Origin of the sequence: Streptomyces sp. NPDC013457 (genome assembly GCF_043089925.1) — a bacterium.
In the GTDB taxonomy this organism is placed as follows: Bacteria; Actinomycetota; Actinomycetes; order Streptomycetales; family Streptomycetaceae; genus Streptomyces.
Window position 1 is genome coordinate 110,489 of the sequence record NZ_JBICBL010000011.1, and the last position, 15,856, is coordinate 126,344.

15 protein-coding genes are annotated in these 15,856 nt (G+C 70.9%); 9 read left to right on the forward strand and 6 right to left on the reverse strand.

The window, feature by feature from the left end; translation table 11 throughout:
- Window positions 1-38 precede the first annotated feature (38 nt).
- The 3 genes from ACF1G2_RS27820 to ACF1G2_RS27830 all read right to left on the reverse strand — a co-directional run bounded on the left by ACF1G2_RS27820 (window position 39) and on the right by ACF1G2_RS27830 (window position 3,251).
- Window positions 39-818, reverse strand: coding sequence for a DUF6227 family protein (locus ACF1G2_RS27820; protein ID WP_391800920.1), 780 nt, complete (start codon window positions 816-818; stop codon window positions 39-41).
- Between the two features lie 133 nt (window positions 819-951).
- The gene (locus tag ACF1G2_RS27825; RefSeq protein ID WP_391800921.1) at window positions 952-2,022 is read right to left on the reverse strand and encodes a P1 family peptidase; all 1,071 of its coding nucleotides are present in this window, start codon (window positions 2,020-2,022) and stop codon (window positions 952-954) included.
- A gap of 26 nt (window positions 2,023-2,048) precedes the next feature.
- Window positions 2,049-3,251, reverse strand: coding sequence for a low temperature requirement protein A (locus ACF1G2_RS27830; RefSeq protein WP_391800922.1), 1,203 nt, complete (start codon window positions 3,249-3,251; stop codon window positions 2,049-2,051).
- Between the two features lie 177 nt (window positions 3,252-3,428).
- On the opposite strand from ACF1G2_RS27830, the gene ACF1G2_RS27835 reads away from it, so the two are divergent.
- From ACF1G2_RS27835 to ACF1G2_RS27875, 9 genes are all read left to right on the forward strand, one after another.
- Window positions 3,429-4,853, forward strand: coding sequence for an MFS transporter (locus ACF1G2_RS27835; RefSeq protein ID WP_391800923.1), 1,425 nt, complete (start codon window positions 3,429-3,431; stop codon window positions 4,851-4,853).
- A 219-nt stretch (window positions 4,854-5,072) separates the two neighbouring features.
- On the forward strand, window positions 5,073-7,343 hold the full coding sequence (gene pflB / locus ACF1G2_RS27840) for a formate C-acetyltransferase (RefSeq protein WP_391800924.1): 2,271 nt from the start codon (window positions 5,073-5,075) through the stop codon (window positions 7,341-7,343).
- A gap of 25 nt (window positions 7,344-7,368) precedes the next feature.
- The gene (gene pflA, locus ACF1G2_RS27845; RefSeq protein ID WP_391800925.1) at window positions 7,369-8,154 is read left to right on the forward strand and encodes a pyruvate formate-lyase-activating protein; all 786 of its coding nucleotides are present in this window, start codon (window positions 7,369-7,371) and stop codon (window positions 8,152-8,154) included.
- Window positions 8,155-8,236: 82 nt separating this feature from the next.
- Complete coding sequence (locus ACF1G2_RS27850) at window positions 8,237-9,310, forward strand: MFS transporter (RefSeq protein WP_391801076.1); 1,074 nt, start codon at window positions 8,237-8,239, stop codon at window positions 9,308-9,310.
- On the forward strand, window positions 9,307-11,625 hold the full coding sequence (locus ACF1G2_RS27855) for a molybdopterin oxidoreductase family protein (protein ID WP_391800926.1): 2,319 nt from the start codon (window positions 9,307-9,309) through the stop codon (window positions 11,623-11,625). The genes ACF1G2_RS27850 and ACF1G2_RS27855 overlap by 4 nt, the downstream gene beginning before the upstream one ends.
- 8 nt (window positions 11,626-11,633) lie before the next feature.
- Window positions 11,634-12,233 carry a 4Fe-4S dicluster domain-containing protein gene (locus ACF1G2_RS27860; protein WP_352187176.1) on the forward strand — a complete coding sequence of 200 codons (600 nt, stop codon included), beginning with the start codon at window positions 11,634-11,636 and terminating at the stop codon, window positions 12,231-12,233.
- A complete protein-coding gene (locus tag ACF1G2_RS27865) occupies window positions 12,230-12,886 on the forward strand; it encodes a Rieske (2Fe-2S) protein (protein ID WP_391800927.1) in 657 nt (218 codons plus the stop codon). Before ACF1G2_RS27860 ends, ACF1G2_RS27865 begins: the two co-directional genes overlap by 4 nt.
- Window positions 12,883-13,323, forward strand: coding sequence for a hypothetical protein (locus tag ACF1G2_RS27870; RefSeq protein WP_391800928.1), 441 nt, complete (start codon window positions 12,883-12,885; stop codon window positions 13,321-13,323). Before ACF1G2_RS27865 ends, ACF1G2_RS27870 begins: the two co-directional genes overlap by 4 nt.
- Before the next feature lie 28 nt (window positions 13,324-13,351).
- The gene (locus tag ACF1G2_RS27875; protein ID WP_391800929.1) at window positions 13,352-13,573 is read left to right on the forward strand and encodes a hypothetical protein; all 222 of its coding nucleotides are present in this window, start codon (window positions 13,352-13,354) and stop codon (window positions 13,571-13,573) included.
- Window positions 13,574-13,592: 19 nt separating this feature from the next.
- Here the strand turns inward: ACF1G2_RS27875 and mscL are convergent, their stop codons facing one another.
- The 3 genes from mscL to ACF1G2_RS27890 all read right to left on the reverse strand — a co-directional run bounded on the left by mscL (window position 13,593) and on the right by ACF1G2_RS27890 (window position 15,813).
- On the reverse strand, window positions 13,593-14,096 hold the full coding sequence (gene mscL, locus ACF1G2_RS27880) for a large conductance mechanosensitive channel protein MscL (protein ID WP_391801077.1): 504 nt from the start codon (window positions 14,094-14,096) through the stop codon (window positions 13,593-13,595).
- Window positions 14,097-14,243: 147 nt separating this feature from the next.
- Window positions 14,244-14,798, reverse strand: coding sequence for a hypothetical protein (locus ACF1G2_RS27885; protein ID WP_391800930.1), 555 nt, complete (start codon window positions 14,796-14,798; stop codon window positions 14,244-14,246).
- A gap of 163 nt (window positions 14,799-14,961) precedes the next feature.
- The gene (locus tag ACF1G2_RS27890) at window positions 14,962-15,813 is read right to left on the reverse strand and encodes an S-methyl-5'-thioadenosine phosphorylase (RefSeq protein ID WP_391800931.1); all 852 of its coding nucleotides are present in this window, start codon (window positions 15,811-15,813) and stop codon (window positions 14,962-14,964) included.
- Window positions 15,814-15,856: the final 43 nt, after the last annotated feature.

The following is a 15,856-nucleotide window of genomic DNA, read 5'->3' on the forward strand; positions in this document are numbered from 1 at the left end:
GGCGGGGCCAGGGTGGCCGCCCTCCTCTGCGCCGTGGCTCACCGCACCCGGGCGCGGTGCTCCATCGCGTCGCGTGCCGTGCGCTCGTCCTCGTAGACCTCGCACATGTGGCGGCCGTCGGGGGTCGCCGTGTGCTCCACCTCCCAGAGGCTCAGCTCGGTGCCGTCGAGCAGCAGGAACGCGTGCTCGTAGAGGGTGAAGCCGGCGTCCCGGCCGCCCTCGGTCGCGGCGTACTGGCGGCCGAACGCCTGCGTGATGTGGTGCGCGTACGCCACGCGCAGCCGGCGCGCGGTCTCCTCGCCCGGCCGGTCCGCGTTCTCCGCGCGGCGCAGCACCCGCCGGGCGTGGTCCGGAGAGTCCTCGGCGACGTACTTCCGGGGCTGCTTCGGTATCCGGCGGGACAGCAGGGTGCTGAGCAGCTCCAGGTCGCCGTCCTCGTCGAAGTCCGGTTCGGTGGAGCGCTCGACGCCCCAGCCCGGGGAGAAGCGGGAGGGGAGCCGGGAGGCGGCGAGCCGCGCCTCCGCCTCGTCCGCGTACAGCTCGTGCTGCTCGGTGCCGTTCCGGCCGGAGTTGTGCACCAGCTCCCAGAGGCTGAGCGCCGTTCCGTCGGCCAGGAGATAGGTGTGGCGGTACGTGGTGCGGTGCAGCGACGCGCTGTGGTGCGAGGAGTGCAGCGCGCTGGAATGGGCGAACGCCGTCTCCAGGCGCTCGATCGTGGAGTCGGACAGGTCGAAGGAGTTGAGCGCCCGGCCGAGGAGGCGCTCGACGTGCGTCTCGGTCGTCTCGTACGGATCGAGATGATCCTGCGGATCGTTCAAGAGGGTCTCCAGGCCGTCGCCGCATGTCACTTGGTGCTTGCTTAACGTAGTCCCTGGGTCCGACATCGTGTCCGGGGTTCGGCAAAACGACGGGGGCGTGCGTGAAGTTCCCGCACGCGGGTCGGCGATCGGCTCAACTCCCTTTGTTGGACGGGGAGTCGACAAGCGGTGCGGGTCCGTACAGCTCGCGGTACGAGGGGAAGTCCCCGCCCGGTCCCGTCACCCCCTCGGCGGTCTCCCTGACCGCCCGCACGATCGCCCGGGTGACCAGGTCGGCGCCGGCCGCCAGGATCTCGTTGAGTGCGAGCGGACCGGCGTCCGGGTCCGGCTCGCGCGCACCGGTCGCGAGGGCGAAGACGGTGTCTCCGTCGTTGAGGAGATGGACCGGGCGGACGGCGCGCGCGATGCCGTCGTGCGCCGTGCCGGCGAACTTCTGCGCCTGCGCCCGGGTCAGCGCGGCGTCCGTCGCGACGACCGCGAGGGTGGTGTTGAGCGGCGGCGGCGTGTTCGTCGCCCGGGCCTCGGCGAGGCGCAGGCGGGCGGCCTCGTGGACGGCCGGCTCCGGGTACGCGGGCCGGCCGTGGAAGTACTCCCCGTACAGCGCGCCCGTCTCCGGATCGACCGCCGAGCCGACCGCGTTGACGACGACCAGCGCGCCGACCGTGATCCCCGACTCCAGGACCGTGCTCGCCGTGCCGACCCCGCCCTTGAGCCCGCCCACGACGGCGCCCGTGCCCGCCCCGACCGCGCCCGCCTCCACGCGCGCGTGGAGCTCCGTGGCCGCGGCGGCCTCCACCGCCGCCCGCCCCGTGGACGCGTCCGGCCGGGCGGCGAAGTCGCCGCCGCGGCCCAGGTCGAAGACGCAGGCGGCGGGGACGACCGGGACCACGTGCGAGGGCTCGGGCCCCACCCGTACCCCCCGCCCCCGCTCCTCCAGCCAGGCCATCACCCCGGCCGCGGAGTCGAGCCCGTACGCGCTGCCGCCCGTGAGGACCACGGCGTCGATCCGCCGGACGACGTTACGGGGGTCGAGGGCGTCGGTCTCCCGTGTGCCGGGTCCGCCGCCGCGCACGTCCACGCCGGCGACGGCCCCGCCCTCGGGGGCGAGGACGACGGTGGTCCCGCTGAGGGCCCGCGGCCCGGTCACGCGCGCGTGGCCGACCCGGAGCCCCGGCACGTCCGTGATGGCGTCTTGGTTCGTCATGGTGCCTGCGTACCACGCCTGTTCGATCAGTGCCCCTGGTCGGGGCCGTGCCCGTGACCGGGGCCGGAGCCGCGCGAGACGGGGTTGCGCGCGGACAGCGTCACCCCGACGGCCACCGTCGCCGCCGCGGCGAGACCGGCCAGCAGGACCGCCCAGCGGCCGGCGAACGTGCACATGAGGATCGCCAGCGACGAGACGGGCAGGACGAGCTGCTGTGCGATGCCGACCTTGAAGTACCGGGCGTGGAGCAGCCACACGCAGAGCAGGAAGAGCGCGGTGGGGATCGTCACGGCGGAGGAGGCCGCGAGCGTGGAGATGTGGGCCTTGCCCACCGCCTGCTCGACGGCGATCTCGATCCCGGCGCCGATGGCCGCGGCGGAGGCGAAGATCAGGTAGTGGCCGTAGCCCCAGAGGAAGCCCTGCCGGTTGGAGCGCAGGCGGACGTGGGCGGGCGCGGCGAAGTAGATCCACCAGGCGGCGTAGACGATCAGCAGGCCGCCCGCGGCGATCGGGAGCAGTTCGTCGAGGGCGTCGTACTCGCTGACCCCCGTCTTCACGGCGACCGTCGCGGCCGCGACGGTCTCGCCGAGCACGATGATGGTGAAGAGGCCGTAACGCTCGGCGATGTGATGCGCGTGCCACTGGGTGTGGGTGTCCTTCTCCGCGATCGCGGGGACCGCCAGCTCGGCGACGATCATGACGACGAAGATCCAGGTGCGGGCGGACTCGGGGGCCCAGAGGAGGGCGGTCCAGCCGATCTGGCAGAGGATCACCCCCGCCGCGTACCGGCGGCACATCGTGCGCTCGGCGGCGTCCGTCGCGTGGTGGGCGGCGCGCAGCCACTGGAACGAGAGGGCGAGCCGCATGACCGCGTAGCCGAGCACCGTGACGAGGAAGTCGTCCTCGAAGACGCGGGAGATCCCGGCGGCGAGGATGAGGACGCCGGCGATCTGGACGAAGGTGGCGACGCGGTAGAGGACGTCGTCGTTGTCGTAGGCGGAGGCGAACCAGGTGAAGTTCATCCAGGCCCACCAGATCGCGAAGAAGACCATCGCGTAGTGGCCGACGCCCTCGGCGGCGTGGTGCTCGGCGACCGCGTGCACGAGCTCGGCGCCGGCCTGGGCGACGGCGACGACGAAGCAGAGGTCGAAGAAGAGCTCGAGCGGTGTGGCGGCGCGGTGCGCCTCGGCACGGGACCGCGCGGTGAGGGGCAGGAACGGTTGCGTCATGCGCCACAGGACATCAGAGCCGGGCCCGGGCCGGGTCCTTCGGCACGCGGGGTCCCTAGGGCCCGGGAGGGGCGGGACCTCTGCCCGCCGGGGTCACGACCATGGCCTCTGACCCGGCCCCTGGGCGCGGACGCAGCCTGGAAGGGCAAAGGACAGCCCCAATCCCAGGGAAGCGCCATGAGTTCCGTACTCCAGGACACCAGAGCGGCGACGAGCGGGCCGGCACCCTCGTACGACGCGGAGCAGTACCGCCCGGGCCGGCCGATCACCGACTGGGAGCCGGAGAACGAGCTCTTCTGGAAGTCGATCGGGAAGCGTGTCGCGAGCCGCAATCTGTGGATCGCGGTCCCGGCGCTCCTGGTGGCCTTCGTCGTCTGGCAGGTGTGGAGCGTCACCGCCACCAACCTGCAGGACGTCGGCTTCGGCTTCTCCACCTCGCAGCTGTTCTGGCTGACGGCCATCCCCGGTCTGACGGGCGGCACCGCCCGGATCCTCTACACCTTCCTCGGCCCGAGGATCGGTCAGCGCCGCTTCACGGCGCTGTCGACCGTCGTGCTGATCGTGCCGCTGATCTGGCTGGGCGTCGCGATCCAGGACCCGTCGACCCCGTACGTCGTCATGGTGGCCATCGCGGCCCTGTGCGGCATCGGCGGCGCGAACTTCGCCTCCTCGCTCGCGAACATCGGCTTCTTCTTTCCGAAGGCGAAGAAGGGCAGCGCGACCGGTATCAACGGGGGCCTGGGAAACCTGGGCGTCTCGGCGGTGCAGCTGCTGACGCCGATCGTCATCACCTGGTCGACGATCGCGATCGGCACGGCCCAGCACAGGGCCGACGGAACCCCGGTCCACCTGCAGAACGCCGCCTTCATCTGGGTCCCCGTGCTGCTCGTCCTCGCGGCGGTGGCCTGGTTCGGCCAGAACGACCTGAAGGTCGCCTCCACCCCCTTCAGCCGGCAGAAGATCATCTTCAAGCGCAAGCACAACTGGCTGATGACCTGGCTGTACGTCGGCACCTTCGGCTCCTTCATCGGCTTCGCGGCCGCCCTGCCGATGCTGATCAAGACCACGTTCCCGGACTACTCCGTCGCCACCTACGCCTGGATGGGCCCGGCCGTGGGCGCCCTGGCCCGGTGGGCGGGCGGCTGGGTCGCGGACAAGCTGGGCGGCGCACGGGTGACGATCCTGTCCTTCGTGGGCATGGCGGCCTCGATCATCGGCGTCATCTCCTTCCTCCCGTCGGGGTCGGACACGGGCGGTTTCTACGGCTTCTTCTTCTGCTTCCTGGCGGCGTTCTTCTTCTCGGGCATCGGCAACGGCTCGACCTTCCGCCAGATCCCGGTGATCTTCCGCTCCACCCATCTGAAGGGGCTGACGGAGGGCACCCCGGAGTACGCACGCGCGCTGAAGCAGTCGGAGATGGAGTCCGGTGCGGTCACCGGCTTCACCTCGGCGATCGCCGCCTACGGCTTCTTCTTCATCCCGGCCCTCTTCGGCTCGGTGGCCGTGACCAGCGCGATGTGGGGCTTCGTCGCCTTCTACGCCAGCTGCACGGTCGTGACCTGGTGGTTCTACGCCCGCAAGGGCGCGGAGGCGCCCAGCTGACCGGCGTACCGGCCGCGCTGTCCCGGACGGTCACCGCGCTCTCCGACAGGTCACCGAGCTCCCGGAAGACCCCGCTCCGGCGGGGTCTTTCCGCATGCCCGGAACGGGACCAAAGACCGTCGACCGGTGACCATTGCCGACCCGGACGGCCGGTCGGGAGGAGTGCAATGGAGACAGGAAACGACGCGATCGAACGAATCGAAGAAGGCGGTGCGGGCCATGACGGCGACCCCTGCTGAGGCAACGGTGAACGAGCGGGCCTGGAAGGGCTTCCGGGGCGGACTCTGGCGCGACGCCGTCGACGTCCGCGACTTCATCCAGCAGAACTACACGCCGTACGAGGGCGACGACTCCTTCCTCGCCGGTCCTACCGAGCGCACCACCGCGGTGTGGAAGGCCGTCACCGACCGCTTCCCCGAGGAGCGCGCCAAGGGCGTCCTCGACGTCGCGTACGACATCCCCTCCAGCATCACCGCCCACGCCCCGGGCTGGATCGACCGCGACAAGGACCTGATCGTCGGCCTGCAGACCGACGCCCCGCTGAAGCGCGCGATCATGCCGTACGGCGGCTGGCGCATGGTCGCCGGCGCCCTCGAGACCTACGGCTACCCGGTCTCGGCCGAGCTGGAGAAGGTCTTCACCGAGTACCGCAAGAGCCACAACGCCGGTGTCTTTGACGCCTACACCCCTGAGATCCGCGCCGCCCGCAAGGCCGGCGTCATCACCGGTCTCCCCGACGCGTACGGCCGCGGCCGCATCATCGGCGACTACCGACGCGTCGCCCTCTACGGGGTCGACCGGCTGATCGCGGCCAAGCGGGAGGAGAAGGCGGAGCTCGACTCCCTCCCCGCCGGCGGCCGTTCGCTGGAGGAGACCGTCCGGCTGCGGGAGGAGCTGGCCGAACAGATCCGCGCGCTCGGCGAGCTGAAGGCGATGGCGCGCTCCTACGGCCACGACGTCTCGGGCCCCGCGACGACCGGCCGCGAGGCCGTCCAGTGGGTGTACTTCGCCTATCTCGCCGCCGTGAAGGAGCAGAACGGCGCCGCGATGTCCCTGGGCCGGACCTCCACCTTCCTGGACGTCTATCTCCAGCGCGACATCGAGGCCGGACTCCTCACCGAGGAGCAGGCGCAGGAACTCGTCGACGACTTCATCATCAAGCTCCGTATCGTCCGCTTCCTGCGCACCCCCGAGTACGACGAGCTGTTCTCCGGAGACCCGACCTGGGTCACCGAGTCCATCGCCGGCATGGGCGAGGACGGCCGTCCGCTGGTCACCAGGACCTCGTTCCGCTATCTCCAGACCCTCTACAACCTCGGCCCGGCGCCCGAGCCGAACATGACCGTCTTCTGGTCGCCCCGCCTTCCCCAGGGCTTCAAGGAGTTCTGCGCCAGGGTCTCCATCGACACCTCGTCCGTGCAGTACGAGTCGGACGAGCTGATGCGGCCCCGCTTCGGGGACGACACCGCCATCGCCTGCTGCGTCTCGGCGATGCCCGTCGGCCGGCAGATGCAGTTCTTCGGTGCCCGGGTGAACCTCGCCAAGACCCTCCTCTACGCGATCAACGGCGGTCGCGACGAGAGGTCCGGCGCCCAGGTCGGTCCGGCCACCGGGGCGATCACCTCCGACGTCCTGGACTACGACGAGGTGATGGCCCGGTTCGACGAGCAGATGGAGTGGCTCGCCGCCACGTACGTCCACGCGCTGAACGTCATCCACTACATGCACGACAAGTACGCCTACGAGCGGATCGAGATGGCGCTCCACGACCGCGACGTGCGCCGCACCATGGCCTGCGGCATCGCCGGCCTGGCGGTCGCCGTCGACTCGCTGGCCGCCGTCAAGTACGCCAGGGTCACCCCGGTCCGGGACGAGACCGGTCTCGCGACCGACTACCTGATCGAGGGCGCCTACCCGGCGTACGGCAACAACGACGACCGCGCCGACGAGATCGCGGTCCGGCTGGTCGAGGAGTTCATGAGGAAGGTGCGCAGGCACCCCACCTACCGCGACGCCGAGCACACCCAGTCCGTCCTGACCATCACCTCCAACGTCGTCTACGGGAAGAAGACCGGCAACACCCCCGACGGGCGCCGGGCCGGCGAGCCGTTCTCCCCGGGCGCCAACCCGATGAACGGCCGCGACACCCACGGCTATGTGGCCTCGGCGCTGTCGGTCGCCAAGCTGCCGTACGAGGACGCCGAGGACGGCATCTCGCTGACCAGCACCGTCACCCCCGACGGTCTGGGCCGGACCCCGGAGGAGCGGATCAGGAACCTGGCCGGTGTCCTCGACGGCTACATGGCGAGCGACGGCTTCCACATGAACGTCAACGTGCTCGACAGGGATGTGCTGATGGACGCCATGGAGCACCCGGAGAACCACCCGCAGCTGACCATCCGGGTCTCCGGATACGCGGTCAACTTCGTCCGTCTCACCCGCGACCAGCAGCTGGACGTCCTCAACCGCACCTTCCACGGCTCGCTGTAGGAGCCCCGGACGGAGAGGTCCCGTCATGACCACGATCATGCCCGCGCCCGTGACACCGGCCGCCGCGGTCACCCGCCGCCCCTCCGAGGGCTCGGTGCACTCCTGGGACCTGTCGACCGGCGTCGACGGCCCCGGCACCCGCTTCGTCACCTTCCTCTCCGGTTGCCCGCTGACCTGTCTCTACTGCCACAACCCCGACACCTGGCGGATGCGGAGCGGCACGCGCACCTCCGCCGACGACGTGATCGCCGAAGCGCGGAAGTACACCCGCTTCATCTCCGCCGCCGGAGGCGGGGCCACCGTCTCCGGCGGCGAACCCCTCCTCCAGCCCGTCTTCACCGGGGAGCTGCTCCACCGGATGAAGCACGAGCTGGGACTGCACACCGCGCTCGACACCTCCGGCTTCCTGGGCGCCCGCGCCACCGACGCCCTGCTGCGCGACACCGACCTCGTCCTCCTCGACATCAAGGCCTGGGAGCAGGAGACGTACAGGAAGGTCACCGGCCGCCCGCTGCGGCCGACCCTGGACTTCGCCCGCCGCCTCGCCGACCTCGGCCAGGAGGTCCACGTCCGCTTCGTGCTCGTCCCCGGTCTGACCGACGACCCCGCCGACATCGAGGGAGTCGCCTCCTTCGCCGCCGGGCTGGGCAATGTCTCGCGCGTCGACATCCTCCCCTTCCACCGGCTCGGCGAAGCGAAGTGGCAGGCACTCGCCATGCCCTTCACGCTCCACGACACCCCCTCTCCGACAGCGCATCAGCTCGACGAGGCCCGCGCCGTCTTCCGCGTCCACGGCCTGAACGCCATCTGAGCGACACGCTCACCCGCCCGGCCCGCAAAACAGGTTGAATTCCGGCATATCGCCCTAGCGTGTGCGCGTGACCGAGCCACCCGTGAGCGAGCAACCGCAGGACCTCACGCCCGTCGTCCAGACACCCGCCGACGTACGCCGCCGGGCCGCGCTCGCCGGTACCGCTGTCTCCGTGCTGCTGATCGTCGCGATCGTCCTCGGCAGCCGGCTGCTGCGCGACTTCGACTCGGCGCTCCTTCCGTACGCCGTCGCCACCGTCTTCCTGGCCTTCGGCGTGGCCTACCGCTACACCGTCTGGATCTCCGCGCCCGGTGCGCGCCGTCTCTTCAAGCAGGGCTGGCGCTCGTTCTTCTCGGCCGCCAACTTCCGCAGGGCGCCCACCGCGCTGCCGAAGATGATCGCCACCTACCTCGGCTTCCAGAAGTTCCTCGGCGCCCGGTCCCACGCCCGCTGGGCGGCACACCAGCTGATCTTCTGGGGCTGCATCCTGGCCGCCCTGATCACCTTCCCGCTCACCTGGGGCTGGTTCACCTTCACCTCGTCCACCGGGTCCGGGCCCGGCTACGAGATGCGCATCTGGGGCTTCAAGGTCCTCGGCTTCGACTCCCTGAACATCGTCGGCTGGCTGATGTTCCACGGGCTCGACATCGCCGCCGTCCTCGTCATCCCCGGCGCCTGCTACTTCCTGTGGCGCCGGATGAAGGACCGCGGGGCCATCACCGGCCAGCGCTTCGCCTACGACCTCGTCCCGCTGATCGCCCTCATCGTCATCTCCGTGACCGGGCTCCTGCTCACCTTCTCGTCGATCTTCCTGCACGGCGGCGGTTACGAGTTCCTGGCGATCCTGCACATGGTGTCGGTGGTCTTCACCCTCATCTACATCCCGTTCGGGAAGTTCTTCCACATCGTGCAGCGGCCCGCCGCCGTCGGCATGCAGCTCTTCAAGTACACCTCCCGCCGCAAGGACGGCGACGAGGTCCTCGCCTGCCGCCGCTGCGAGGAGCCCATCGACACCGCCCCCTACGTCGAGAACCTCCAGGGCACCATGCGCGACCTCAAGCTCGGCTTCGACCAGGGGCCCGAGTACTGCCCCCGCTGCAAGCGCGTGATGCGCGGCAACGCCTACCTGACCCACGTCAAGAAGGGCTTCAAGTGACCCAGCAGCACGTGGGCCGCGACCACCAGCTCCCGCTCGACCCCTCGATCGCCCCGCCCGGCACCCGTAACTTCCGCGACGCCGGCGGCATCCCCGCCGACCGCTGGCACGCCGACCAGAACGGCGAGACGCTCGTCCCCACCCACTGCTGTTTCTGCGGCGTCCAGTGCGGCATGTACCTGCGCGTCGACCGCGCGGGCAAGGTCTTCGGCGTCGAACCCCGCAACCACGACATCAACCGGATGCGGCTCTGCCCCAAGGGCATCAACGCCTACCAGCAGGTCAACCACCCCGACCGGCTCACCGCCCCGCTCATGCGCCGCAGCCGCGACGAGGAGTTCCGCGAGGTGAGCTGGGAGGAGGCACTCGACCACACCGTCGCCGAGATCCGCCGCATCCAGGCCGAGCACGGCAACGACTCCTTCGGCCTGCTCGGCGGGGCCAGCCTCTACTCCGAGAAGACCTATCTCGTCGGCAAGTTCGCCCGCGTGGCCCTGAAGTCCCGGCACGTCGACTACAACGGGCGCCTGTGCATGGTCTCCGCCGCCGGAGCCAACAAGCTGTCCTTCGGCATCGACCGGGCCGGCAACCCGTTCTCCGACATCCTCCTCACCGACTGCCTCCTCATCGCCGGCTCCAACGTCGGCGAGTGCTTCCCCGTGATGACCCAGTACCTGTGGGGAGCCCGGGACCGCGGCGCGTCCCTGATCGTCGTCGACCCCCGCGAGACGGCCATCGCCCGCACCGCCGACCTCCATGTCGCCCTCAAGCCCGGCACCGACTCGGCGTTCTTCAACGCCGTCCTGCACGTGATCGTCGCCGAGGGCCTCACCGACGAGGCCTACCTCGCCGCACACACCACCGGCTGGGACGAGGTCAGGAGGACCGTCCAGGAGTACCCGCCGTCCCGCTCCGCCGAGATCTGCGGCGTGCCCGAGGAACAGATCGTGCGCACCGCCCGGATGTTCGCCGGCGCCGAGCGGGCCATGGCCTGGCACGCCCGCGGCGTCGAGCACCACTCCCAGGGCGTCGAGAACTGCCTGACCATCATCAACCTGTGCACCGCCACCGGGAACATCGGCAGGCCGGGCGCCGGCTACGGCACCATCACCGGCCAGGGCAACGGTCAGGGCGGCCGGGAGCACGGCCAGAAGTCCGACCTGCTGCCCGGCGGCCGCTCCATCACCGACCCCGAGCACCGCCGTCAGATCTGCGAGATCTGGGGCATCGACGAGTCCGAACTCCCGCCCGCCGGAACCTCCATGATGGAGATGGTCTGGCAGATGCAGCGCGAGGAGATCCGCGGACTGATCGGCATCTGCAACAACCCCTTCGTCTCCCTCCCCAACTACGCGACCGTCAAGAACGGCTACGACACCCTCCAGTTCCACGCCCAGTTCGACTTCTTCCTGTCGGAGACCGCCGCCAACGCGCACGTGGTCTTCCCGGTCACCGTCTGGGCCGAGGACGAAGGCGTGATGGCCAACGCCGAGGCCCGGGTCGTCAAGCACAACAAGGCCCAGGAGCCGCCCGCCGGGGTCCGCACCGACACCTGGGTGATCTGCGAACTCGCCAGGCGCCTCGGCGCCGGGGACAAGTTCGACTTCCCCGACTCCCGGTCCGTGTTCGAGGAGCTCCGCGTCGCGTCCGCCGGAACGGTCAACGACTACTACGGCATCACCTACGAACGCCTGGAGGAGACCGGCGGCATCGCCTGGCCCTGCCCCTCCACCGATCACCCGGGCACCCCCCGCCTCTTCGAGGACGGCAGGACCTACCACCCGGACGGCAAGATCCATATGCAGGTCGTCGAATGGCACCCGCCCATGGACCCGTACAGCGAGGAGTACCCCCTCTCGCTCACCACCGGCCGCACGGTCGCCCACTTCCTCTCCGGCAACCAGACCCGGCGCCTTGGCGCCCTCGTCGAACAGACCCCGAGGCCCTGGGTCGAGGTCCACCCCTCGCACGGCTTCCGCAACGGCGAACCCGTCCGCGTCGTCACCCGCCGCGGCAGCGAGGTCTTCCCCGCCCTGGTCACCGAGGCGATCCGCCCGGACACCGTCTTCGTGCCGTACCACTGGCCGGTCCCCACCGCCGCCAACGCCCTCACCGTCGACGCCCTCGACCCCCGCTCCAAGATCCCCGAGTACAAGGTCTGCGCGGCACGCATCGAGGCCGCGGAGCGGATCGACGAGGTGCCCGAACCCCCGACCGCCCCCGGGCAGCACGCCTACCCCGAGACGCAGGTCTCCCGTACCGACCCCCTGCCGCCCACGTCCCCGCAGGGCCGTGGCACCGCGGAGAGGAGCTGACGCCGCTCATGATGGGCCGCACGATCTTCATCGACCCCGGGCGCTGCATCGGCTGCCAGGCGTGCGTCTCGGCCTGCCGCGAGTGCGACTCGCACCGCGGCAAGTCGATGATCCACCTCGACTACCCCGACGAGGGGCACTCCGTCGCCTCCCTTCCCACGGTCTGCATGCACTGCGAGGACCCGGTCGCGCCCTGCGCCGAGGTCTGCCCGGCCGACGCCATCCTCGTCACCGCCGACGGTGTGGTGCAGCAGGCCGACACCACCCGTTGCATCGGCTGCGCCAACTGCGTCAACGCCTGCCCCTTCGGCGTCCCGAAGATCGACCTCCAGGCGAAGCTGCAGATGAAGTGCAACCTCTGCTACGACCGCACCGCCTACGGACTCGCCCCGATGTGCGCCACGGTCTGCCCCACCGGCGCCCTCTTCTACGGAACCCTCGAGGAGCTCCAGAGCGAGCGCCCCGGCGTCCAGGTCGCCGACTCCTTCACCTTCGGCTCGACGACCGTCTCCACCGGAGTGGCGATGGTCGTCCCCGCCGACAAGGTCCAGTGGCCGGTCCCCGGCGGGCTCCCCGTCGTGGAGATCAACGGGAAGGCGGTCCGATGAGCGTCACCGAGCAGCCGCCCGCCGACGGCCAGGGTGCGGCCGACGCCGCCCAGGAGGCGCTGCACGACCGGATCGCCGCCGACTCGCTCACCACCCGGCGCGACTACCTCCGGATCGTCGCCACCGTCTCCGGCGGCCTGGCCATCGGCGGCATCGGCGTCGCCTCAGGGATCCTGCACCGCCACGGCGACACCGACGGGACACCCGAGCCGAAGAAGATCGCCGACCAGCTGCTGCCCGGCGAGTCCCTCGCCTTCCGCTACCCCGAGCAGGCGGACCGCGCGGTCGCCGTCCGCCTGGAGGACGGGACCCTCGTCGGCTACTCGGCCGTCTGCACCCACCTCGCCTGTGCCGTGCTCTGGCGGCAGGACCGCGGCACCGAGGGCGAGCTGTACTGCCCCTGCCACGAGGGGGTCTTCGACGCCCGTACGGGAGAGGTGACCGCGGGCCCGCCGCCGCGGGCGCTGCCGAAGGTCCTCCTGGTGGAGGAGGCCGACGGCAGCGTCTGGGCCGTCGGCACCACCCGCTCCGGCGAGAGCGTCCAGGAGAGCCTGTGCCGGCAGCTCGGCGCCGAGCGTCCCGATCTGGCCGAGCGCCTCAACTGCCCGGGCGCCTCCGCGGACGGGGCCGTCACGAGGAGCGAGCGCACATGACCGACGCACCCTTCCCCCGGGACCCCGAGGTCCCCGGCCGGGCCCCGGGCACCCCCGACCCGGGCCCCGTCCTGCCGCCCGAGCCTCCGCCGCGCCCCGCCTACACCCCCGGGAGCGCGCAGCCCCGGCTGAACCGGCCGGTGCACGAGCGCTACCCGCAGATCCGGCCCACCAGCGGCTACGGCGACCCCCGGGTCCGCCACACGGGCCCGGGCCCCGGTGCCGGTACGGAGCAGGAGCCCGAACGCTCGTCGAAGCTGAGCGCGCGCCTGACCCTGGCCCTCACGGTCGTCATCGGGCAGCTCTGGGGGCTGACGATCGTGGTCGACGAGTGGATGGCCGGGGACACCGGCACGGCCTGGTGGGGGGCCGGCTTCCTCGTCCTGTCGTTCCTCGTCGTCCTGGGCCTGTGGCTGATCGACCCGAAGGACCGCTGACGCCCCGCACCCGGCGTAGGCTGGTGGGATGAGCACCGCCCCCGCCCACGGCCCGCGAGACCCGAAGCAGCCCGGCAGTCAGTCGATCCCCGAGAACACCACGGAGCCGAAGCTGGTCTTCGACGATCCGCTGGACCAGCAGTCCGCGGACGATACGGACCGCGGGTGGGGCGAGCGGCCTCAGAGCGGCAGCGACAGTGCCGCCGATCTTGCGCGCTTCCTCGAAGAGAAGCCGCCGCACCACCTCTGACGCCGGTGCGAGTCGCCGGCTAGGGGGTGGGGTGCGACCCGCTCCCGCCGGAACCCGTACCCGGGCCCGCACCCGTACCGCTTCCCGTGCTCGGGCCGCGCTGGGCGACGAGCAGGTCGCGGATCTCCTTCAGGACCTCCAGCTCGCTGATCTCCAGCGTCTCCTGGACGCCCTCCTTCGCCTTGTCGTGGGCGGCCCGCCTGGCCAGGTACTTCGCCATGGGAAGCACCATCAGGAAGTAGACGACGGCCGCCGTGATCAGGAAGCTGAGGACGGCGCTGAGCACCAGGCCCCACATGATCGGGATGCCGGAGACCGCGTTGCCCGCGTCGTCGACCACACACGGACCCTTGAGGCAGGACCGGTAGCTCTCCAGGTCCTTCGTACCGAAGGCGCCGACCAGCGGGTTGATGACACCCTTCACCACCGAGTTCACGATGTTGGTGAACGCGGCACCGATGACCACCGCCACCGCGAGGTCGATCACATTGCCGCGCATGAGGAAGGCCTTGAAGCCTGCCACCACGCCTTCGTTCTTCGGACTCACCAGGGTGCCTTTCGTCGCTTGTGCAAGAAGCCGTGCAAGTAGCGCTGCCATTAGGCAGCGAACGACGCAGATGCGTCCAATCCGTGCACACGAAACGGTTACTTGACAGGCCGTCCGTGCGAATCAGCACAATGTCACCGCCAGTTGGGACGTGACACCCGCGCCCGCCAGAGCCGTAGCCGTCGACCGTGGAACGGACAGGACGACCAACGCCCCACCGTCCGAACGAGTCTCGCCCATGGCCGGAACGTCGGCCACTCGAGCACCCCTGGCGACCACACGCGCCCCACCGCCCCCGCTACTGCTCCCGCCCATCGGAGAGTTGGGGGCCGCGATCACATCCACCCGGTCACCGGGCCGCAGCAGCCGCACGGCCTCCGCGTCGGCGATCCGTACCGGCGCCGACACCAGCCGCACCACAGGCGGCCGGTGCCGCTCCCGCGCCTCCGTGGGCGGGGGATGGCCGGCGGAGACCTCGCCTCCGCCCGCGACCGCCAACGCGGCCACGCTCATCGCGAGGATCGCCGCCGGGGCCCGCCGCCGACGCCGCAGCGCCCGTCGCAGCCGCTGCCGCCCGCCCCGTACCCGCAACGGATCGAACGGCGGGACCGCGCACGTCGCGGGAACGGGGGAGTGGTCGGCGTACGGAAGAGGGCCGGGGAGAGCCGAGGTCGTCATGGCAGCACCGCCTGTCCGGAGGGGAGTAGGGAGTCGTACCGTCCTCCGGCCGTCCGGAGAACCGCTCCCACCATCCCGTCTCCGCGAACATCCCGCCGCGGCCTGTGGATCACTCGCCGCCTGTGGACAACTCCCTCACTCCCCAGGGGGATCGACGACAGGACTACGGAAGCTCGATCCCCAGGTCCCAGCCGTCGTGCGCGTGCGTGCACAGGCAGTCCCGGTCCGCCGTGTCCGGCAGTGCGCCCACCGCGTCGAAGAGCACCTCCCGCAGCCGCCCCACGTTCGCGCGGAACACCTGGAGGACCTCGGTGTGGGTGACGCCCTCGCCCGTCTCCGCGCCCGCGTCCAGGTCCGTGACGAGGGCGAGCGAGGTGTAGCAGAGGCCCAGTTCGCGGGCGAGGATCGCCTCCGGGTGCCCGGTCATGCCGACGACCGACCAGCCGGCCGCCGCGTGCCAGCGCGACTCCGCGCGCGTGGAGAACCGAGGTCCTTCGACGACGACCATCGTTCCGCCGTCCACCGGCTCCCAGCCGTGCGCCCGCGCCGCCTTCAGGGCCACTCGCCGCCCGTCCGGGCAGTAGGGGTCGGCGAAGGTCGTGTGCACGACGTTCGGGACCGCCCCGCCCCAGGCCTCCGGCAGCGGCTCCCCGTCGAAGTACGTCTGCGTCCGCGACTTCGTACGGTCGACCAGCTGGTCCGGTACGACGAGGGTGCCGGGCCCGTACTCCTCCCGCAGACCCCCCACCGCGCACGGCCCGAGCACCTGCCGTACGCCCACCGAGCGCAACGCCCACAGGTTGGCGCGGTAGTTGATCCGGTGCGGCGGCAGCGTGTGGCTCCGGCCGTGCCGGGGCAGGAACGCGACCCGCCGTCCCGCGACCTCACCGAGGAAGAGGCGGTCGCTGGGGCTGCCGTACGGGGTGTCGACGGACACCTCCGTCACGTCCTCCAGGAAGGAGTAGAAGCCCGAGCCGCCGATCACACCGATGTCCGCAAACGCGTTGGTCGCCATGCCGGTCACATTATCGGCCCGAGAAACGGCGGAAGCCCCACCG

What these genes read in the sequence shown, in the direction of transcription:
- ACF1G2_RS27865 (WP_391800927.1), top strand. Translation starts at nt 12,230, where the DNA reads ATGAGCGTCACCGAGCAGCCGCCCGCCGACGGCCAGGGTGCGGCCGAC.
- ACF1G2_RS27860 (WP_352187176.1), top strand. Translation starts at nt 11,634, where the DNA reads ATGATGGGCCGCACGATCTTCATCGACCCCGGGCGCTGCATCGGCTGC.
- ACF1G2_RS27825 (WP_391800921.1), bottom strand. Translation starts at nt 2,022, where the DNA reads ATGACGAACCAAGACGCCATCACGGACGTGCCGGGGCTCCGGGTCGGC.
- ACF1G2_RS27890 (WP_391800931.1), bottom strand. Translation starts at nt 15,813, where the DNA reads ATGGCGACCAACGCGTTTGCGGACATCGGTGTGATCGGCGGCTCGGGC.
- ACF1G2_RS27835 (WP_391800923.1), top strand. Translation starts at nt 3,429, where the DNA reads ATGAGTTCCGTACTCCAGGACACCAGAGCGGCGACGAGCGGGCCGGCA.
- pflA (WP_391800925.1), top strand. Translation starts at nt 7,369, where the DNA reads ATGACCACGATCATGCCCGCGCCCGTGACACCGGCCGCCGCGGTCACC.
- ACF1G2_RS27830 (WP_391800922.1), bottom strand. Translation starts at nt 3,251, where the DNA reads ATGACGCAACCGTTCCTGCCCCTCACCGCGCGGTCCCGTGCCGAGGCG.
- ACF1G2_RS27875 (WP_391800929.1), top strand. Translation starts at nt 13,352, where the DNA reads ATGAGCACCGCCCCCGCCCACGGCCCGCGAGACCCGAAGCAGCCCGGC.
- pflB (WP_391800924.1), top strand. Translation starts at nt 5,073, where the DNA reads ATGACGGCGACCCCTGCTGAGGCAACGGTGAACGAGCGGGCCTGGAAG.
- ACF1G2_RS27885 (WP_391800930.1), bottom strand. Translation starts at nt 14,798, where the DNA reads ATGACGACCTCGGCTCTCCCCGGCCCTCTTCCGTACGCCGACCACTCC.
- ACF1G2_RS27870 (WP_391800928.1), top strand. Translation starts at nt 12,883, where the DNA reads ATGACCGACGCACCCTTCCCCCGGGACCCCGAGGTCCCCGGCCGGGCC.